The sequence below is a fragment of the Citrobacter sp. CK180 genome (assembly GCF_030333655.1).
Taxonomy (GTDB): Bacteria; Pseudomonadota; Gammaproteobacteria; order Enterobacterales; family Enterobacteriaceae; genus Citrobacter_B; species Citrobacter_B koseri.
Window position 1 is genome coordinate 180,916 of sequence record NZ_JAOWFM010000048.1, and the last position, 19,970, is coordinate 200,885.

Annotated in this window: 22 protein-coding genes; 20 read left to right on the forward strand and 2 right to left on the reverse strand. The window is 53.2% G+C overall.

Annotation, left to right across the window (positions count from 1 at the left end):
* Window positions 1–3 precede the first annotated feature (3 nt).
* Window positions 4–588 (reverse strand): Maf family protein, encoded by a 585-nt coding sequence (locus OGV50_RS11910; RefSeq protein WP_012132833.1) that lies wholly within the window; start codon window positions 586–588, stop codon window positions 4–6.
* A gap of 198 nt (window positions 589–786) precedes the next feature.
* Here OGV50_RS11910 and yceD point away from each other — a divergent pair, with 198 nt between their 5' ends.
* The 14 genes from yceD to ptsG all read left to right on the forward strand — a co-directional run bounded on the left by yceD (window position 787) and on the right by ptsG (window position 13,335).
* Window positions 787–1,308, forward strand: coding sequence for a 23S rRNA accumulation protein YceD (yceD, locus tag OGV50_RS11915; RefSeq protein ID WP_012132832.1), 522 nt, complete (start codon window positions 787–789; stop codon window positions 1,306–1,308).
* A gap of 16 nt (window positions 1,309–1,324) precedes the next feature.
* Window positions 1,325–1,498, forward strand: a complete 174-nt coding sequence (gene rpmF / locus OGV50_RS11920) for a 50S ribosomal protein L32 (protein WP_000290727.1) — start codon at window positions 1,325–1,327, stop codon at window positions 1,496–1,498.
* A gap of 79 nt (window positions 1,499–1,577) precedes the next feature.
* Window positions 1,578–2,657, forward strand: coding sequence for a phosphate acyltransferase PlsX (gene plsX, locus OGV50_RS11925; protein ID WP_071818860.1), 1,080 nt, complete (start codon window positions 1,578–1,580; stop codon window positions 2,655–2,657).
* 76 nt (window positions 2,658–2,733) lie between these two features.
* Window positions 2,734–3,687, forward strand: a complete 954-nt coding sequence (gene fabH, locus OGV50_RS11930; protein WP_012132830.1) for a beta-ketoacyl-ACP synthase III — start codon at window positions 2,734–2,736, stop codon at window positions 3,685–3,687.
* Between the two features lie 15 nt (window positions 3,688–3,702).
* Window positions 3,703–4,632, forward strand: a complete 930-nt coding sequence (fabD, locus tag OGV50_RS11935) for an ACP S-malonyltransferase (RefSeq protein ID WP_058669003.1) — start codon at window positions 3,703–3,705, stop codon at window positions 4,630–4,632.
* A 12-nt stretch (window positions 4,633–4,644) separates the two neighbouring features.
* Window positions 4,645–5,379: a 3-oxoacyl-ACP reductase FabG gene (gene fabG, locus OGV50_RS11940; RefSeq protein ID WP_012132828.1), complete on the forward strand. Its 735-nt coding sequence runs from the start codon at window positions 4,645–4,647 to the stop codon at window positions 5,377–5,379.
* Between the two features lie 151 nt (window positions 5,380–5,530).
* The gene (gene acpP / locus OGV50_RS11945) at window positions 5,531–5,767 is read left to right on the forward strand and encodes an acyl carrier protein (RefSeq protein ID WP_000103754.1); all 237 of its coding nucleotides are present in this window, start codon (window positions 5,531–5,533) and stop codon (window positions 5,765–5,767) included.
* Between the two features lie 85 nt (window positions 5,768–5,852).
* Window positions 5,853–7,094, forward strand: a complete 1,242-nt coding sequence (gene fabF, locus OGV50_RS11950; RefSeq protein WP_058669004.1) for a beta-ketoacyl-ACP synthase II — start codon at window positions 5,853–5,855, stop codon at window positions 7,092–7,094.
* A gap of 116 nt (window positions 7,095–7,210) precedes the next feature.
* Window positions 7,211–8,020 (forward strand): aminodeoxychorismate lyase, encoded by an 810-nt coding sequence (gene pabC / locus OGV50_RS11955; RefSeq protein ID WP_012132826.1) that lies wholly within the window; start codon window positions 7,211–7,213, stop codon window positions 8,018–8,020.
* A gap of 2 nt (window positions 8,021–8,022) precedes the next feature.
* Window positions 8,023–9,045, forward strand: a complete 1,023-nt coding sequence (gene yceG / locus OGV50_RS11960; RefSeq protein ID WP_134769477.1) for a cell division protein YceG — start codon at window positions 8,023–8,025, stop codon at window positions 9,043–9,045.
* Window positions 9,035–9,676 (forward strand): dTMP kinase, encoded by a 642-nt coding sequence (gene tmk, locus OGV50_RS11965; RefSeq protein ID WP_200092484.1) that lies wholly within the window; start codon window positions 9,035–9,037, stop codon window positions 9,674–9,676. The genes yceG and tmk overlap by 11 nt, the downstream gene beginning before the upstream one ends.
* Window positions 9,673–10,677 (forward strand): DNA polymerase III subunit delta', encoded by a 1,005-nt coding sequence (holB, locus tag OGV50_RS11970; protein WP_114848569.1) that lies wholly within the window; start codon window positions 9,673–9,675, stop codon window positions 10,675–10,677. The genes tmk and holB overlap by 4 nt, the downstream gene beginning before the upstream one ends.
* A 10-nt stretch (window positions 10,678–10,687) precedes the next feature.
* Entirely contained in the window at window positions 10,688–11,485 is a 798-nt protein-coding gene (locus OGV50_RS11975; protein WP_012132822.1) for a metal-dependent hydrolase, read from the forward strand.
* A gap of 416 nt (window positions 11,486–11,901) precedes the next feature.
* On the forward strand, window positions 11,902–13,335 hold the full coding sequence (gene ptsG / locus OGV50_RS11980) for a PTS glucose transporter subunit IIBC (protein WP_024130440.1): 1,434 nt from the start codon (window positions 11,902–11,904) through the stop codon (window positions 13,333–13,335).
* A gap of 192 nt (window positions 13,336–13,527) precedes the next feature.
* On the opposite strand, the gene fhuE is transcribed toward ptsG, so the two are convergent.
* Window positions 13,528–15,726 carry a ferric-rhodotorulic acid/ferric-coprogen receptor FhuE gene (fhuE, locus tag OGV50_RS11985; RefSeq protein ID WP_286488556.1) on the reverse strand — a complete coding sequence of 733 codons (2,199 nt, stop codon included), beginning with the start codon at window positions 15,724–15,726 and terminating at the stop codon, window positions 13,528–13,530.
* A 354-nt stretch (window positions 15,727–16,080) separates the two neighbouring features.
* Between fhuE and hinT the strand changes: the two genes are divergently transcribed.
* From hinT to ycfP, 6 genes are read left to right on the forward strand one after another with little or no spacing between them, the layout of a single operon-like run.
* Window positions 16,081–16,440: a purine nucleoside phosphoramidase gene (hinT, locus tag OGV50_RS11990; RefSeq protein WP_047463701.1), complete on the forward strand. Its 360-nt coding sequence runs from the start codon at window positions 16,081–16,083 to the stop codon at window positions 16,438–16,440.
* Between the two features lie 2 nt (window positions 16,441–16,442).
* Window positions 16,443–16,817, forward strand: coding sequence for a YcfL family putative periplasmic lipoprotein (locus OGV50_RS11995; protein ID WP_047457506.1), 375 nt, complete (start codon window positions 16,443–16,445; stop codon window positions 16,815–16,817).
* 13 nt (window positions 16,818–16,830) lie between these two features.
* On the forward strand, window positions 16,831–17,472 hold the full coding sequence (gene lpoB, locus OGV50_RS12000) for a penicillin-binding protein activator LpoB (protein ID WP_012132815.1): 642 nt from the start codon (window positions 16,831–16,833) through the stop codon (window positions 17,470–17,472).
* Window positions 17,453–18,277 carry a thiamine kinase gene (thiK, locus tag OGV50_RS12005; protein WP_200092491.1) on the forward strand — a complete coding sequence of 275 codons (825 nt, stop codon included), beginning with the start codon at window positions 17,453–17,455 and terminating at the stop codon, window positions 18,275–18,277. The genes lpoB and thiK overlap by 20 nt, the downstream gene beginning before the upstream one ends.
* A gap of 10 nt (window positions 18,278–18,287) precedes the next feature.
* Complete coding sequence (gene nagZ, locus OGV50_RS12010; protein WP_024130435.1) at window positions 18,288–19,313, forward strand: beta-N-acetylhexosaminidase; 1,026 nt, start codon at window positions 18,288–18,290, stop codon at window positions 19,311–19,313.
* A gap of 23 nt (window positions 19,314–19,336) precedes the next feature.
* Window positions 19,337–19,879 carry an alpha/beta hydrolase YcfP gene (gene ycfP / locus OGV50_RS12015; RefSeq protein WP_012132812.1) on the forward strand — a complete coding sequence of 181 codons (543 nt, stop codon included), beginning with the start codon at window positions 19,337–19,339 and terminating at the stop codon, window positions 19,877–19,879.
* The last annotated feature ends 91 nt before the right edge of the window (window positions 19,880–19,970 follow it).

Below are 19,970 nucleotides of genomic sequence, written 5' to 3' on the forward strand. Positions count from 1 at the left end.
CCACTATGCCATCAGCGGGTTCATCTCTTCCCGGCGCAGCATCTGGCACAGCGCAATCAGCGGTAGCCCAATAAGGGTATTGGGATCTCGCCCCTCCAGGCGCTCGAAAAGGGCAATGCCAAGACCTTCGCTTTTAAAACTTCCGGCACAATGCAATGGACGCTCTTTGCGGACATAGTCCTCTATTTCCGTTTCGCTTAAATGGCGGAAATGCACATCAAACGGTTCGACTTCCGTTTGTAAATGTCCGGTTGCAGAATTATAAAGCGCCAGTCCGGTATAAAACGTCACAATATTACCGCTGGCTTTGGTTAATTGCTGGCGCGCTTTTTCTTCGGTTAACGGTTTGCCGGTAATTTCGCCATCCAGAACGCAAATTTGATCGGAGCCAATAATCAGATGATCGGGGAAACGGTGGGCGAGCGATTGCGCTTTCGCCTGTGCGAGGCGAGAGACCAAATGGCGCGGCGCTTCGCCAGACATGGGCGTTTCGTCAACCTCGGGAGCCGCGCACTCGAAAGGGATCGCCAGTTTTTCGAGCAGCGCGCGACGCCAGGGAGAGGTAGAAGCAAGGATGAGACGGGGCATATTTTTTTCCCTCAGATATAGCGTATTAATGAGAGCCATCTTAAACTATGCTCTTCGTCCTTCAAGCATGACATACAGTCACGGTTTGAGCGAAAATAAGTCTGTAACCCGCAATGTGTGCGAATTATTGGCAAAAGGCAACCGCAGGCTGCCTTTTTCTTTGACTCTATGACGTTACAAAGTTAATATGCGCGCCCTATGCAAAAGGTAAAATTACCCCTGACTCTTGATCCGGTTCGTACGGCTCAAAAACGCCTCGATTATGAAGGTATCTATACTTCTGATCTGGTAGAGCGCGTCGCCGATTCTGTAGTCAGTGTGGACAGTGATGTGGAATGCTCCATGTCGTTCGCTATCGATAACCAACGTCTTGCCGTTATTACGGGTGATGCGAAGGTGACGGTATCGCTCGAATGCCAGCGTTGCGGGAAGCCGTTTACCCATCAGGTTCACACAACGTATTGTTTTAGTCCGGTTCGTTCTGACGAACAGGCTGAAGCACTCCCGGAAGCGTATGAACCGATTGAGGTTAACGAATTCGGTGAAATCGATCTGCTTGCAATGGTTGAAGATGAAATCATCCTCTCCTTGCCGGTAGTTCCGGTGCATGATTCTGAACACTGTGAAGTGTCCGAGGCGGACATGGTCTTTGGTGAATTGCCTGATGAAGCGCAAAAACCAAACCCATTTGCCGTATTAGCCAGCTTAAAGCGTAAGTAATTGAGGAGTAAGGTCCATGGCCGTACAACAGAATAAACCAACCCGTTCCAAACGTGGCATGCGTCGTTCTCATGACGCTCTGACCGCAGTCACCAGCCTGTCTGTAGACAAAACTTCTGGTGAAAAACACCTGCGTCACCACATCACTGCCGACGGTTACTACCGCGGCCGTAAGGTCATCGCTAAGTAATCACGCGCAAGCGTGATGAAGCTTAGTGAGGATTTCCCCGCGTAAGCGGGGAAACACCAAACCAGGCAGCGACGATACCTTGACACGTCTAACCCTGGCGTTAGATGTCATGGGGGGAGATTTTGGCCCTTCCGTGACAGTGCCTGCAGCACTGCAGGCACTGAATTCTAATTCGCAACTCACACTTCTTTTAGTCGGGGATCCCGATACCATCACGCCATTACTTGCCAAAGCTGACTTTGAACAACGTTCGCGTCTGCAGATTATCCCTGCACAGTCAGTTATTGCCAGTGATGCCCGGCCTTCGCAGGCTATCCGCGCCAGTCGCGGTAGCTCAATGCGTGTGGCCCTGGAGCTCGTGAAAGAAGGCCGAGCCGAAGCCTGTGTGAGCGCCGGTAATACGGGCGCGCTCATGGGACTTGCGAAGTTATTGCTCAAACCCCTTGAGGGCATTGAGCGTCCTGCGTTGATGACGGTTTTACCGCATCAGCAGAAAGGAAAAACGGTGGTGCTGGATTTAGGCGCCAACGTCGATTGTGACAGTACCATGTTGGTGCAGTTTGCCGTGATGGGGTCCGTGATGGCGGAAGAGGTGATTGGGATAACCAATCCCCGCGTGGCGTTGCTCAATATTGGTGAAGAAGAAACCAAAGGTCTCGACAGTATTCGTGATGCCTCTGCGTTGCTCAAAACAGTCCCTTCCATCAATTACATTGGTTATCTTGAAGCCAATGAATTATTGACGGGAAAAACTGATGTGCTGGTATGTGACGGATTTACAGGTAATGTCACATTAAAGACAATGGAAGGGGTTGTCAGGATGTTCCTTTCACTGCTGAAATCTCAGGGTGAGAGTAAAAAACGGTCGTGGTGGCTGCTGTTATTAAAACGTTGGTTACAAAAAAGCCTGACGAGGCGATTCAGTCACCTCAACCCCGACCAGTATAATGGCGCCTGTCTGTTAGGATTGCGTGGCACGGTGATTAAAAGTCATGGTGCGGCCAATCAGCGAGCATTTGCCGTCGCGATTGAACAGGCAGTGCAGGCGGTGCAGCGACAAGTTCCTCAGCGAATTGCCGCTCGCCTGGAATCTGTATACCCAGCCGGATTCGAACTGTTGGAAGGTGGCAAAAACGGACACTCACGGGTGCACAATTAACGGTGTAACCTGAGCGCAACCAACATACCAGCAGTTTGCACGCGGTGGTATATAACCGAAAAGTGACTGAGCGTACATGTATACAAAGATTATTGGTACTGGCAGCTATCTGCCTGAACAAGTGCGTACTAACGCCGATTTGGAAAAGATGGTAGAGACGTCTGACGAGTGGATTGTCACGCGTACAGGCATCCGTGAACGCCATATTGCAGCGCCAAACGAAACAGTCGCGACGATGGGCTATACAGCCGCAAACCGCGCGCTTGAAATGGCGGGCATCGATAAAGACCAGATTGGCTTGATTGTGGTTGCAACCACGTCAGCAACACATGCTTTCCCAAGCGCAGCATGCCAGATTCAGAGCATGTTGGGCATTAAAGGCTGCCCGGCGTTTGACGTTGCAGCGGCCTGCGCCGGTTTTACCTACGCGTTAAGCGTTGCCGATCAGTATGTAAAATCAGGCGCCGTTAAATATGCGCTGGTCATCGGTTCCGATGTCCTGGCGCGCACCTGCGATCCCACCGATCGCGGGACGATCATTATCTTTGGTGACGGCGCGGGCGCAGCGGTTCTGAGCGCATCCGAAGAACCAGGCATTATTTCGACGCATCTTCATGCAGACGGCAGCTACGGTGAGTTGCTGACGCTGCCAAACGCCGATCGCGTCAATCCAGAAAATCCGATTTATCTGACGATGGCGGGCAACGAGGTGTTTAAAGTGGCGGTAACTGAACTGGCACACATCGTTGACGAGACGCTGGCGGCGAATAATCTGGATCGTTCCGCTCTGGACTGGCTGGTTCCGCACCAGGCTAACCTGCGCATCATCAGCGCGACAGCGAAAAAGCTGGGTATGTCGATGGATAATGTGGTGGTTACGCTGGACAGACACGGCAACACCTCTGCGGCCTCTGTGCCGTGCGCGCTGGATGAAGCCGTGCGCGACGGGCGGATTAAAGCCGGGCAGTTGGTATTGCTTGAGGCCTTCGGGGGTGGATTCACCTGGGGCTCCGCGCTGGTTCGTTTCTAGTATAAGGATTTAAACATGACGCAATTTGCTTTTGTGTTCCCGGGGCAGGGTTCCCAGACGGTTGGGATGTTGTCTGAAATGGCAGCCAGCTACCCGATCGTAGAAGAAACCTTTGCTGAAGCTTCTGCGGCGCTGGGTTATGATCTGTGGGCGCTGACGCAGCAAGGGCCTGCGGAAGAACTGAATAAGACCTGGCAGACTCAGCCAGCATTGCTGGCCGCTTCCGTTGCGCTGTATCGCGTATGGCAGCAGCAGGGCGGTAAAGCGCCTGCGCTGATGGCAGGACACAGCCTGGGGGAATACTCCGCGCTGGTATGTGCTGGCGTCATCGATTTCGCTGACGCGGTTCGTCTGGTTGAACTGCGCGGCAAATTCATGCAGGAAGCTGTGCCGGAAGGCACCGGCGCAATGGCGGCGATCATCGGTCTGGATGATGCGTCCATCGCCAAAGCGTGTGAAGAGGCGGCTGAAGGCCAGGTGGTTTCTCCGGTGAACTTTAACTCTCCGGGCCAGGTGGTTATCGCCGGGCATAAAGATGCGGTTGAACGTGCGGGCGCAGCCTGTAAAGCCGCTGGCGCAAAACGTGCGCTGCCGCTGCCGGTAAGCGTGCCGTCACACTGTGCGCTGATGAAACCTGCGGCAGATAAGCTGGCGGTTGAATTAGCGAAAATCACCTTCAATGCCCCGACCGTACCGGTTGTGAATAACGTTGACGTGAAGTGTGAAACCGACGCTAACGCTATCCGTGATGCGCTGGTACGCCAGCTGTACAACCCGGTGCAGTGGACGAAGAGTGTAGAATTTATCGCAGCACAAGGTGTTGAACACCTTTATGAAGTGGGTCCAGGTAAAGTCCTCACTGGTCTGACTAAACGTATTGTTGACACCCTGACGGCCTCGGCGCTAAACGAACCGGCGGCACTGTCAGCGGCGCTTGAGCAATAAAAGAGGAAAACCATGAGTTTTGAAGGAAAAGTCGCGCTGGTTACCGGTGCAAGCCGTGGCATTGGCCGCGCAATTGCTGAGACGCTCGTTGCCCGTGGCGCGAAAGTCATCGGTACTGCTACCAGCGAAAATGGCGCTCAGGCCATTAGCGAATACTTAGGTGCGAACGGTAAAGGTCTGATGTTGAATGTGACCGATCCGGCATCTATTGAATCTGTTCTGGAAAATATTCGCGCAGAATTTGGTGAAGTTGATATCCTGGTCAATAATGCCGGTATCACTCGCGATAATCTGCTGATGCGAATGAAAGATGATGAGTGGAACGATATTCTCGAAACCAATCTGTCATCTGTTTTCCGTCTGTCAAAAGCGGTAATGCGCGCTATGATGAAAAAACGTCATGGACGTATTATCACTATCGGTTCTGTGGTTGGTACCATGGGAAATGCGGGTCAGGCTAACTACGCTGCGGCGAAAGCGGGTCTGATTGGCTTCAGTAAATCACTGGCGCGTGAAGTTGCGTCGCGTGGGATTACTGTCAATGTTGTGGCTCCGGGCTTTATTGAAACGGACATGACGCGTGCGCTGTCTGATGATCAGCGTGCGGGTATTCTGGCGCAGGTTCCTGCGGGTCGCCTCGGCGGCGCTCAGGAAATCGCCAGTGCGGTTGCATTTTTAGCCTCTGACGAAGCAAGTTACATCACTGGTGAGACTCTGCACGTCAACGGCGGAATGTATATGGTTTAACCACGAAAAATATTTGCGTTATTGTAGGTCTTGGCCTCAAAATAACGTAAAATCGTGGTAAGAACTGCCGGGATTTAGTTGCAAATTTTTCAACATTTTATACACTACGAAAACCATCGCGAAAGCGAGTTTTGATAGGAAATTTAAGAGTATGAGCACTATCGAAGAACGCGTTAAGAAAATTATCGGCGAGCAGCTGGGCGTTAAGCAGGAAGAAGTTACCAACAATGCTTCTTTCGTTGAAGACCTGGGCGCAGATTCTCTTGACACCGTTGAGCTGGTAATGGCTCTGGAAGAAGAGTTTGATACTGAGATTCCGGACGAAGAAGCTGAGAAAATCACCACCGTTCAGGCTGCCATTGATTATATCAACGGTCACCAGGCGTAAGTGAACATCTCCAGGCGGTCATTCGACCGCCTGAGTTTTATCTTTTTGTCCCACTAGAATCATTTTCCCTCCCTGGAGGACAAACGTGTCTAAGCGTCGTGTAGTTGTGACCGGACTGGGCATGTTGTCTCCTGTCGGCAATACCGTAGAGTCTACCTGGAAAGCTCTCCTTGCCGGTCAGAGTGGCATCAGCCTGATCGACCATTTCGATACTAGCGCCTATGCAACGAAATTTGCTGGCTTAGTAAAGGATTTTAACTGTGACGACATCATCTCGCGCAAAGAACAGCGCAAGATGGATGCCTTCATTCAATATGGAATTGTCGCTGGCGTTCAGGCCATGCAGGATTCTGGCCTTGAAGTAACGGAAGAGAACGCAGCCCGTATTGGCGCCGCTATCGGCTCTGGTATCGGCGGTCTCGGACTGATCGAAGAAAACCACAGTTCCCTGGTGAACGGTGGGCCGCGTAAGATCAGCCCGTTCTTTGTTCCGTCGACGATTGTTAACATGGTGGCAGGTCACCTGACCATCATGTACGGCCTGCGTGGGCCAAGCATCTCTATCGCTACCGCCTGCACCTCAGGCGTACATAACATCGGTCATGCCGCGCGTATCATTGCATACGGCGATGCGGACGCGATGGTAGCGGGTGGTGCGGAAAAAGCCAGTACGCCGCTGGGTGTCGGTGGCTTTGGCGCAGCGCGTGCGCTGTCTACACGTAATGATAACCCGCAAGCGGCCAGCCGCCCGTGGGATAAAGAGCGTGACGGTTTTGTTCTCGGCGATGGCGCGGGCATGGTGGTACTGGAAGAGTACGAACATGCAAAAGCGCGCGGCGCGAAAATTTATGCCGAAATCGTTGGCTTCGGGATGAGCAGCGATGCTTATCACATGACGTCACCGCCGGAAAACGGCGCGGGCGCCGCGCTGGCGATGGTCAATGCGCTGCGTGATGCGGCCATTGAGCCGGGTCAGATTGGTTACGTCAACGCCCACGGTACGTCTACGCCGGCAGGCGATAAAGCGGAAACTCAGGCGGTGAAATCTGTCTTTGGCGATGCGGCAAGCCGTGTGCTGGTCAGCTCGACGAAATCCATGACGGGTCACTTGCTGGGTGCTGCGGGCGCGGTAGAGTCCATTTTCTCTATCCTGGCGCTGCGCGACCAGGCTGTTCCGCCAACCATCAACTTGGATAACCCGGATGAAGGTTGCGACCTGGACTTTGTGCCTCACGAAGCTCGTCAGGTTAACGGAATGGAGTATACGCTGTGTAACTCCTTCGGCTTTGGCGGTACTAACGGCTCGTTGATCTTCAAAAAGGTCTAAGTCGTTCCACCAGAGAGTAAAAAGGTCCGCTTGTCGGGCCTTTTTTATTCAGCTTTCTTCCCTTGTCCTGTGTTAACCATCCTGCCACACTAATCGACCACGAATAAGGAGCCACTATGTTCTTAATTAATGGCCGTGAACAGGATTCTCTTGCCGCAAGCGATCGCGCGACGCAGTTTGGTGATGGCTGTTTCACTACTGCGCGAATCCGTGACGGTAAAATTTGCCTCCTGCCCGCACACCTTCGCCGTTTGCAGGATGCCTGCGAAAAACTGCTGCTTCCCTTCAGTCAATGGACGGAGCTGCAACACGAAATGACGGCGATGGCAGCAGGCCAGAACAGTGGCGTACTGAAAGTTATCCTGAGTCGTGGCAGCGGCGGCAGGGGCTACAGCCCGTCAAACTGCCGTGAGGCCACGCGAATTTTATCCGTTTCTCCTTATCCCACCCATTATGAACGCTGGCGTACGGAAGGTATTACGCTGGCGCTAAGCCCCGTAAGGCTGGGGCGTAACCCTATGCTTGCGGGTATAAAACACCTTAACCGGCTGGAACAGGTACTGATCCGGTCTCATCTTGAGCAGACAAACGCCGATGAAGCGCTGGTTCTTGACAGCGAGGGATGGGTTACGGAATGCTGTGCGGCTAATTTGTTCTGGCGTAAAGAGAATGTGGTGTACACGCCGCGCCTGGATCAGGCGGGGGTAAACGGCATTATGCGACAATTTTGTTTACAGTCGCTGGCACAATCGCCTTTCCAGGTTGTCGAAGTGTATGCCAGGGAGGACGCGCTTATGCAGGCCGATGAGATGGTTATCTGCAATGCGTTGATGCCCGTGATTCCCGTGCGCGCCTGTGGCGATAAACTGATGTTTGCACGTTCATTGTTCGATTTTTTAGCCCCACTTTGTGAGCACCCGAATTAGTCATGAAAAGAATGTTACGCTTTTTCCTTCTGCTGGTCGTTGTGTTGGGCATTGCCGCTGGCGCAGGAATGTGGAAAGTGCGCCAACTGGCCGACAGTCCCTTGTTAATAAAAGAAGAGACGATCTTTACCCTGAAGGCCGGAACCGGGCGTCTGGCATTAGGCGATCAACTCTACGCCGACAAGATTATCAATCGGCCGCGCGTGTTTCAGTGGTTGTTGCGCGTTGAACCTGAATTATCAAACTTTAAAGCGGGCACCTATCGTTTAACGCCTGATATGACCGTACGGGAGATGCTGAAACTGCTGGAAAGCGGTAAAGAAGCACAGTTCCCGCTACGTCTGGTCGAAGGGATGCGCCTGAGCGATTATTTGAATCAGTTGCGAAATGCGCCTTATATTCAGCATACGCTTAGCGATGACCGTTACGAAACCGTCGCGCAGGCGCTGAAGCTGGAGACCCCGGATTGGCTTGAAGGCTGGTTCTGGCCGGACACCTGGATGTATACCGCCAACACCACCGATGTCGCACTTTTGAAGCGTGCGCATCAAAAGATGGTTAAAGCGGTAGATGACGTCTGGGAAGGGCGCGCGGAAGGGCTGCCTTATAAAGATAAGAATCAACTGGTGACGATGGCGTCTATTATCGAGAAAGAGACGGCCGTCGCCAGCGAACGCGACCAGGTGGCATCGGTCTTTATTAACCGTCTGCGTATTGGTATGCGTTTGCAGACCGATCCGACCGTGATTTACGGCATGGGGGCGAGTTATAATGGTAAGCTGTCGCGCGCGGCGCTGGAAACGCCGACGGCGTATAACACCTATACCATCACCGGGTTGCCGCCAGGTCCTATCGCCATGCCTGGCGAAGCCTCTTTGAAAGCCGCCGCGCATCCGGCGAAAACGCCGTACCTCTATTTTGTGGCTGACGGAAAGGGCGGTCACACGTTTAACACCAATCTTGCCAGCCATAACCGGTCAGTGCAGGACTACCTGAAAGTGCTTAAGGAAAAAAATGGGCAGTAACTATATCGTCATCGAAGGCCTGGAAGGCGCCGGAAAAACCACCGCGCGTAACGTGGTGGTGGAGACACTTGAGCAACTGGGTATTCACGACATGATTTTTACGCGTGAGCCGGGCGGCACCCAGCTTGCAGAGAAATTAAGAAGTCTGGTGCTGGACATCAAATCGGTGGGTGATGAAACGATCACGGATAAAGCTGAAGTGCTGATGTTTTATGCCGCGCGAGTGCAACTGGTGGAAACCGTTATCAAGCCTGCGCTGGCGAAAGGAACGTGGGTCATTGGCGATCGCCATGACCTGTCCACTCAGGCCTACCAGGGTGGCGGCCGTGGGATCGATCAGACAATGCTGGCGACGCTGCGTGATGCTGTATTGGGCGACTTCCGTCCTGACCTGACCCTGTATCTGGATGTGACGCCGGAGGTTGGCTTAAAACGCGCGCGCGCGCGCGGCGAACTTGACCGCATTGAGCAGGAGTCTCTGGATTTCTTCAATCGCACGCGTGCCCGCTACCTTGAGCTGGCCGCCAGCGATGCCAGCATTCGCACCATTGATGCGACTCAGCCGCTGGAGGCTGTGATGAACGATATTCGCACAATCGTAACGGCCTGGATCAAGGAGCAGGGTGCATGAAATGGTATCCGTGGTTACGGCCAGACTTTGAAAAACTGGTAGCAAGCTATCAGGCGGGTCGGGGCCACCATGCGTTACTGATTCAGGCGTTGCCCGGAATGGGGGATGATGCGCTGATTTATGCCCTCAGTCGTTATTTGCTGTGCCAGCAACCGGAAGGGCATAAAAGCTGCGGGCGCTGTCGTGGCTGCCAGTTAATGCAGGCGGGTACGCATCCTGACTATTATTCGCTGTTGCCGGAAAAGGGAAAAAGCACCCTTGGCGTGGACGCGGTACGCGACGTGGGCGAGAAGCTGTACGAACATTCTCGACTTGGCGGCGCGAAAGTCGTGTTGATCCCGGATGCGGCCCTGCTGACTGATGCCGCGGCGAATGCCTTATTAAAGACGCTGGAAGAGCCGCCGGAGCAAACCTGGTTCTTCCTTGCCAGCCGTGAACCGGCACGCCTGCTGGCGACTTTACGCAGCCGCTGCCGTCTGCATCATCTTGCGCCGCCATCTGAACAATACGCTGTTTCATGGCTTTCTCGTGAAGTGACAATGTCACAAGAGACGTTGCTGGCGGCGCTGCGCCTGAGCGCAGGGGCTCCCGGCGCCGCTCTGGCGTTGTTGCAGGCCGACAGCTGGGCGCATCGTAACGCGCTTTGCGAAGCGCTGGCGAATACGCTGCAATCCGGCGACTGGTATATCCTTCTGTTGGTGTTGAATCACGAACAGGCCGCCGTACGTTTACACTGGCTGGCGACGCTGCTTATGGATGCCCTTAAATACCGGTATGGCGCTTCCAGCCTGACAAATCAGGATGCCGGAACGCTGGTGGCGTCGATAGCTGAACGGTTATCCGTCGCACGCATCCAGGCCATACTCAGCGATGTCTGCCATTGTCGCGAACAGCTGATTAACGTGACCGGATTAAACCGCGAACTGGTATTAACCGATCTTATTCTCCGCATAGAGCATTACCTGCAACCAGGCGCCGTGTTGCCTGTTTCCCATCTTTGAGAGAGACATTATGTTTTTAGTCGACTCACACTGCCATCTTGATGGCCTGGATTATCAATCTCTGCATAAGGACGTGGATGACGTGCTGGCAAAAGCCGCCGCGCGCGAGGTGAAGTTCTGCCTGGCGGTGGCGACAACCCTGCCCGGATACCGGAGTATGCGCGAACTGGTTGGCGAGCGGGATAACGTTGTGTTTTCCTGCGGCGTACACCCGTTAAACCAGGATGAAACATACGATGTGGAAGACCTGCGTCGCTTTGCCGCTGAAGAAGGCGTGGTGGCCATGGGGGAGACCGGGCTGGATTATTTTTATACGCCGGAAACAAAAGTTCGCCAGCAAGAATCCTTCATTAACCATATTCAGATTGGCCGTGAATTAAATAAACCCGTGATTGTGCATACCCGTGACGCACGCGCCGATACGCTGGCGATTTTGCGCGAAGAAAAAGTGACGGATTGCGGTGGCGTACTACACTGTTTTACAGAGGACAGGGAGACGGCGGGTAAATTATTGGATCTTGGGTTTTATATCTCTTTTTCCGGGATCGTGACCTTCCGCAACGCCGAGCAGTTACGTGATGCCGCCCGCTATGTTCCTCTGGATCGTCTGCTGGTTGAGACGGACTCTCCTTATCTTGCTCCGGTGCCGCATCGTGGTAAAGAGAACCAGCCTGCAATGGTTCGCGATGTCGCAGAGTATATGGCCGTATTGAAGGGTGTTGCCGTTGAAGAACTGGCGCAGGCAACCACTGAAAACTTTGCCCGCCTGTTCCACATCGACGCTTCTCGCCTGCAATCAACCCGTTAACTGAGTTTTTTTAAAGCTCGTAATTAATATTCAAAGCGAGTAAAGTTCACCGCCACAAAATGGGCGGTGAATGAGCGAATTGTAACATTCAGACACTCATTTTGTCAGAATGTGATGGTTTTATGGCTGTCAGGAGCTGAAACGTGATAGCCGTCAAACAAAACCGAGCTTATTTATTTTACTCTGTGTAATAAATAAAGGGCGCTTAGATGCCCTGTCCACGGCGAGGTTCTCCCCCCTCGCCAATGCGTGAAAACGTAGAATACACAAAATCATTCAGGCTGCATCAGGGCGGCAAGTGAGTGAATTGCAGGAGCTTACTTGAGTAAGTGACTGGGATGAACGAGCGCAGCCAACGCTGAGGCGGTCTGAAGGATGAAGTGTATAAGCACAAATACTCAGGAGCACTCCTAATTATGTTTAAGAATGCATTTGCTAACCTGCAAAAGGTCGGTAAATCGCTGATGCTACCGGTATCCGTACTGCCTATCGCAGGTATCCTGCTGGGCGTCGGTTCCGCTAACTTCAGCTGGCTGCCAGCCGTTGTGTCGCACGTTATGGCAGAAGCAGGCGGTTCTGTTTTTGCAAATATGCCGCTGATTTTCGCCATTGGTGTCGCACTGGGCTTCACCAACAACGACGGCGTTTCGGCTCTGGCCTCGGTTGTCGCTTACGGCATCATGGTCAAAACCATGGCCGTGGTTGCGCCGCTGGTTCTGCATTTACCTGCTGAAGAAATCGCAGCAAAACACCTGGCGGATACCGGTGTTCTCGGGGGGATTATCTCCGGTGCGATTGCAGCGTACATGTTCAACCGCTTCTACCGTATCAAATTGCCTGAGTATCTGGGCTTCTTTGCGGGTAAACGCTTTGTGCCGATCATTTCTGGTCTGGCTGCCATCTTCACCGGCGTGATCCTGTCCTTCATTTGGCCGCCGATCGGGACGGCTATCCAGACGTTCTCTCAGTGGGCTGCTTACCAGAACCCGGTTGTGGCGTTCGGTATCTATGGCTTCATTGAACGCTGCCTGGTGCCGTTTGGTCTGCACCATATCTGGAACGTTCCTTTCCAGATGCAGATTGGTGAATACACCAACGCAGCAGGTCAGGTGTTCCACGGTGACATTCCTCGCTACATGGCGGGCGACCCGACTGCGGGCAAACTGTCCGGCGGCTTCCTGTTCAAAATGTACGGTCTGCCTGCTGCGGCTATCGCGATCTGGCATTCTGCTAAACCGGAAAACCGCGCGAAAGTGGGCGGTATCATGATCTCCGCAGCGTTGACCTCGTTCCTGACCGGTATCACCGAGCCGATCGAGTTCTCCTTCATGTTCGTTGCGCCGATCCTGTACGTTATCCACGCGATTCTGGCAGGTCTGGCATTCCCGATCTGTATCCTGCTGGGTATGCGTGACGGTACATCGTTCTCGCACGGTCTGATCGACTTCATCGTTCTGTCTGGCAACAGCAGCAAACTGTGGCTGTTCCCGATTGTTGGTGCAGGTTATGCGATTATTTACTACACCGTCTTCCGTGTGCTGATTAAAGCGCTGGATCTGAAAACGCCGGGTCGTGAAGACGCGAGCGAAGACAGCAAAGTGGGCGCAACCAGTGAAATGGCTCCGGCCCTGATCGCCGCGTTTGGTGGTAAAGAGAACATCACTAACCTCGACGCATGTATCACCCGTCTGCGCGTTAGCGTCGCTGACGTTGCTAAAGTGGATCAGGCTGGCCTGAAGACGCTTGGCGCAGCTGGTGTCGTCGTCGCAGGTTCCGGCGTTCAGGCTATTTTCGGTACGAAATCCGATAACCTGAAAACGGAAATGGATGAATACATCCGCAATAGCTAAGCAGTAAGACGTTGGGGAGAACTAAGGCAGCCAAATGGCTGCCTTTTTTACGCTGTGTTGCCGGATGGCGCGTGGCTTATCCGGCCTACGGTTATAGCACAGTTGTAGGCCTGATAAGGCATTAGCCGCCATCAGGCTTGCGAGAACGTAAAAAAGGGAGCCGGATGGCTCCCTTCTCGTCAGTGACGTTTATCAGAACTGATAGCTTGCAGTAATGCTGACGTTACGTGGTTCGCCGTAGACAATAGAACCATCGATATTGGTGTCGTAGGTTTTGTCTAACAGGTTGTTGATGTTGCCCTGTACGGCGAAGTTTTTGGTTACCTGGTAGCGAGTGAACAGATCCACTAACGCATAGCTGCCTTGTTCCGCGCGCCATGTGCCGTATGGTGTGACCGTGTCGCTGCCGTGAACACGGTTCTGCCAGTTAACGCCACCGCCGACGGTCAACTCAGGCATGACTGGCAGACGGTAGCTGGTAAACAACTTCACGGTTGTACGTGGCAAGTTCGGATTCACCGCATTTCCCTCGTTATCTTCCGCGATAAAGCGCGTTGCCCCGAAGGTCATCTGCCAGTTGTCGGTGATAGCGCCGTTAATTTCGAACTCAACGCCTTTGCTGACAGTTCCATCTACCGCTTTATACGCTGTGTCGCCGTTACTACCTGAAATCGGTCTACCGGTCGACTGGCCGACGTTATCCTGCTCAATACGGAAGACCGACAATGTGGTGGTCAGGCGGCTGTTCATCCAGTCGGATTTCAAGCCCACTTCATAGTTGTTACCCGTAATAGGGGCGAGGTATTTACCCGAGCTATCACGATAGTTTTGTGGCTGGAAGATGGAAGTATAGCTGGCGTAGGCAGACCAGTTATCATCAATGTCATATACCAGTCCGGCATATGGCGTGGTATGGTTTTTCTCCATCCGGTAGGTCAGCGTGTCGATACTCCAGTTGGTGTAGCGAGCGCCGATGATCAGATGCAGCGGATCGGCCAGCGAAATGCGGGTCGCTGCATAGAGCGATTTCATGTGCGTGGTATCATCCTGGGCAACGGTTTGTTGACCCCAGTTTGTTTCCGGGAAGTTACCGTCGTAGTTGTAGAAATTGCCCAGTTCATCCGGGAATACGTTCGCCCAGGTATTCATATAGCGGTTATTTTGTTTGCTGTAACTTCCGCCGATCATCAGGTTATGCTGACGGCCAAACAGGTCGTAGCCCCCATCGGTGAAAAGATCGACAGCATCGACTTTACGTTTGCCGCTGTTCCAGCCCGTACCGCCAATGTAACCGTACTCTGGCCCGTAGTTGGCGTAAGGGCCAACCAGCATACCGGTGTCTTTATTGACATAGGCATCCAGGTACATCATTTTGCTGTCGAATTTGATTTCAGAATGCGTGGCGTTGAGCGTTGCCTGCCAGGTATCCGCAAAACGCTGCTTCAGCGTGACAAAGACTTTATTAAATTCTTTATCGTTGTAAGCCCAGTCTGGAGCGGTACTGCGCGAGCGGTCATATTTGTTGGTGCTGCCATCCGTATTCCAGCGAGGTAAACCGCCCCAGGTCGGGCTGTTAACGTCGATGCGTTGATATTCATACCCGGCGGAAAGGCTGGTTGTGCTCCCCAGATCGGCATCGATAATGCCGGAGAAGAATGTTTTCTCGCTGTTATAACGATCCAGCCATGAGTCATTGTTCTGATAACCCGCAACAATCCGCGCACGTACGTTACCGTCTTCTGTCAGCGGGCTTTGTAAATCGGTTACGTAACGCTGTTTGTTCCAGCTTCCATATTCCGCAGACACATTATCTTTGAATTCACGGCTGGTGGCATGTTTGCGGATCATATTGATAGACGCGGAAGGGTTGCCGGTTCCGGTCATTAATCCATTTGCGCCGCGTACGACTTCCACACGTTCAAACAGGGCCGTGTCAGAAAGGGCATCGCCAAGATTCCAGCGTGATTCAAAATAGGTGGGGATGCCATCGACCATGTAGTTGTCGATGAGGAAACCGCGTGAGTAGTAGAGGTTGCGGTCGGAGTCTGACTGGCTTCTGCTGATACCCAGCGTGCTGTCCATTACATCGCCAAGGGTTTGTAATTGCTGATCAGCCATGCGTTGCTGGCTGATGATACTGACAGACTGAGGAATATCGCGCTGCGCCATCTGCATTTTAGTGCCAGCGGTTGTCGTTTTAACGTTGTAGTCCTGTTCTTCATCGCTGGACGTGTCGGCTTGTGATGCGCTATCAACAATGATTGTTTCTTCTGTTGTGGTAGCGGCGAAGCTGGTGGAAGGCATCAATGCCATAGCGATGCAGGCTGCCAGCAGAGTGGGAACTGCGGCAGGCTGACGCTGCTCATCCTGGGTGTGTGTTGTGAAAGACATCGAAAAACCCCTAATAATGATGAACGTTAAGTTCAAACCATGAAATGGCATGGCGAACCCTTTTAATTTTCTAACTATCAAATGCGCATGAAAATGCAAATGCGAAATATACGCACTTGCATTAATGCTGTAAACAGATGTTACGGGTGAAAATGAAATCTTGTTTCAGTGCTATGAGGTGCAAAGAGAAGAGGGAAATGAGTATAAGCGCAGCAACTGACAGATTTTTTGCTTAATAAATCGTGGGTTAAAGTTGAAAGAGCGTGAGTAACTCGCTCATACTCTATACTCGCAGTGTGGCTCGGCGTAGCATGGCGCAACGTTATGGCTAATTTTGAAAAAAGGAAAAATGTCGTGGCAGAAGAAACTATATTCAGCAAAATTATCCGTCGTGAAATCCCCTCGGATATCGTTTACCAGGATGAGCTGGTTACCGCATTTCGCGATATTTCGCCGCAGGCGCCCACGCACATTCTGATCATCCCGAATACCCTGATCCCAACGGTTAATGATGTCACGGCGGAGCACGAACAGGCGCTGGGCCGTATGATCACCGTCGCGGCAAAAATTGCCGGGCAGGAAGGCATTGCCGAAGACGGCTACCGCCTGATCATGAATACTAACCGTCATGGCGGGCAGGAGGTTTATCACATTCATATGCACCTGCTGGGTGGGCGTGCGCTGGGGCCGATGCTGGCGCATAAAGGCCTCTGACAATGACCAGAGGATGCCTTGCGATATCACTGGTCTTACTGTTGCTTGCGGGTTGTCGCTCACACCCTGAAATTCCGGTCAGTGATGAACAGACTCTGGTAATGGAGTCAACGCTGCTGGCGGCCGGTATCACGGCGGAAGCGCCTGCGTTGACGACGTCCGATATTCAGCCTTCTGCATCCTCACGCCTCTATAACGAAAGGCAAGAACCCGTTACCGTGCATTATCGGTTTTACTGGTATGACGCCAGAGGGCTGGAAATGCATCCTCTGGAAGCGCCACGCAGTGTGACTATCCCGGCGCGTTCGTCGGTCACGCTGTATGGCAGCGCCAATTATCTGGGGGCGCATAAGGTTAGACTTTATCTTTATTTGTAAGGGGTGAATTTTGATGATGAAAATGAATCGCTACGCACTGGTGGCCGCGCTGGCGATATTCCTCTCCGGTTGTGTGGGGCAACGTGAACCCGCACCGGTTGATGAAGTCAAACCGGCGCCGGAACAGCCAGCCGAACCGCAGCAGCCTGTGCCGGTCGTGCCATCGGTGCCGACGATCCCGCAACAGCCGGGCCCGATTGAACACGAAGACCAGACCGCACAGCCTGCGCCGCGCGTGCGCCATTATGACTGGAACAGCGCGATGCAGCCGATGGTCGGAAAAATGCTCCAGGCTGATGGCGTAACGGCGGGTAACGTACTGCTGGTCGATAGCGTAAATAACCGCACCAACGGTTCGCTCAACGCGGGCGAGGCCACAGAGACTTTACGTAATGCGCTGGCGAATAACGGTAAATTTACGCTGGTTTCCGCGCAGCAACTGGCGATGGCGAAGCAGCAACTGGGTTTATCACCGCAGGACAGCCTCGGTACGCGCAGTAAAGCGATTGGCATCGCCCGTAACGTAGGGGCGCAATATGTGCTCTATTCCAGCGCGGCGGGTAACGTCAATGCGCCATCGCTGCAAATGCAGTTAATGCTGGTACAAACTGGCGAGATAATCTGGTCAGGTAAAGGTGCAGTCCAGCAACAATAATCTACTGACGCGCGACGACGTTTTGTCGCGCTACTTCCCGCAATATCATCCCGTCGCCGCCTGCCACAACGGATTAAGCGGCGGGAGTTGCATCATTGAACATGACGCCCGCCGTCTGGTGCTCCGTTGCCATCATGATCCCTTCGCGCCTGAATCTGATTTTTTGCGTCAGTATCACGCGTTGTCACGTTTACCGGAAACCCTTGCCCCCAGACCGCGTTTTTATATTCCCGGCTGGATGGCGGTGGACTATTTGCAGGGAGAGGTAAAATCTGGATTACCGGATACCGACGAACTGGCGGGCTTACTGTATCATCTGCACCAACAACCGCGTTTTGGCTGGCGTATTTCGCTGTTACCGCTGCTTATGCGCTACTGGCAGGGGAGCGATCCGGCACGCAGGACGCCGTACTGGCTACGGATGCTAAAACGGCTGCGAGCGGCGCGGGAACCTCGTCCGCTGCGTCTGGCGCCTTTGCATATGGATGTCCACGGCGATAACCTGGTACAGACGGCATTGGGGCTACGGTTGATTGACTGGGAATACGCCGGGGACGGCGATATCGCTCTGGAGCTGGCCGCTGTATGGGTAGAGGATGAGCGGCAACATCAACGGCTGGTGAGATCCTATGCCGCCGTTGCGCATATCTGTCCGCAAACGCTATGGCGACAGGTCAGGTTATGGCGCCCCTGGGTAATGATGCTGAAAGTCGGATGGTTTGAATACCGCTGGCAGCAAACCGGCGAACAACAATTTATCAGGCTGGCCGACGACGCCTGGCGGCAGCTGAAAAAGAAAGGATAAGGAGAGCAGTGTGGGTCCAGTAATGTTGGATGTCGAAGGGTTTGAGCTGGACGCAGAAGAGCGCGAGATTCTGGCCCATCCGCTGGTGGGGGGGCTGATCCTCTTTACGCGTAATTATCATGACCCGGAGCAACTGCGCGAGTTAGTCCGCCAGATTCGGGCGGCTTCGCGCAATCATCTGGTGGTGGCGGTTGACCAGGAAGGCGGACGCGTACAGCGTTTTCGTGAAGGTTTTACCCGCCTGCCAGCCGCACAATCTTTTGCTGCGCTGCACGGGCTGGAAGAAGGGGGCAAACTGGCGCAGGATGCCGGGTGGCTAATGGCCAGCGAGATGATCGCGATGGACATTGATATCAGTTTCGCGCCGGTGCTGGATGTCGGGCATATCAGCGCAGCAATTGGCGAGCGTTCTTACCATGCCGATCCGCTTAAAGCTCTGGCAATGGCGACGCGTTTTATCGACGGGATGCATGCTGCCGGAATGAAAACCACCGGTAAGCACTTCCCCGGACACGGGGCAGTCACTGCCGATTCGCATAAAGAAACGCCAACCGATCCGCGTCCTGAGGCGGAAATTCGCGCCAGGGATATGTCGGTGTTCCGTTCGCTAATCACCGGGAACAAACTTGATGCGATTATGCCGGCGCACGTCATATACAGCGATGTCGATCCGCGTCCGGCGAGTGGTTCACCGCACTGGCTGAAAACGGTGCTGCGTGAGGAACTTGGTTTTGATGGCGTGATTTTCTCCGATGACCTGTCGATGGAGGGGGCGGCGATTATGGGGAGCTACGCAGAGCGCGGGCAGGCGTCGCTGGATGCGGGTTGCGATATGATCCTGGTCTGTAATAATCGTAAAGGAGCGGTCAGCGTGTTAGATAATCTGTCGCCGATCAATGCAGAACGTGTTACGCGTTTGTATCATAAAGGTTCATTTTCGCGTCAGGAGTTGATGGACTCCGCACGCTGGAAAACGGTCAGCGCCCAGCTTAACCAGTTGCATGAACGCTGGCAGGAAGAAAAAGCAGGTCATTAACCCGAGTTTTGTGTGAGGATGCGATGATTATCTATTTACACGGTTTTGACTCCAACAGTCCGGGTAACCACGAGAAAGTGTTGCAGCTACAGTTTATTGATTCGGATGTCAGACTGATCAGCTATAGCACACGGCATCCCAAACATGACATGCAGCATCTGCTGAAAGAAGTAGACAAAATGTTGCAACTGAATGTGGACGATCGGCCATTAATTTGTGGCGTAGGACTGGGTGGGTATTGGGCGGAGCGGATTGGCTTCCTGTGCGACATACGCCAGGTGGTATTCAACCCTAATCTGTTCCCCTATGAGAACATGGAAGGCAAAATCGACCGCCCGGAAGAGTATGCCGATATCGCAACGAAATGCGTCACCAATTTCCGCGAAAAAAACCGCGATCGCTGCCTGGTGATCCTGTCCCGGCATGATGAAGCGCTGGACAGCCATCGTTCGGCAAAAGAGCTGCATCATTTCTATGAAATTGTCTGGGACGAAGAGCAGACCCATAAATTTAAGAATATCTCTCCTCATTTACAGCGGATAAAAGCGTTTAAAACGTTAGGTTAAGCCGTTGTAACCCGATCACCCCCCTCAGAAACCAGCCTTCGGGCTGGTTTTTTTATGAGCATTCAGGCAGGGTTGTCTATCTTTTCAGCGA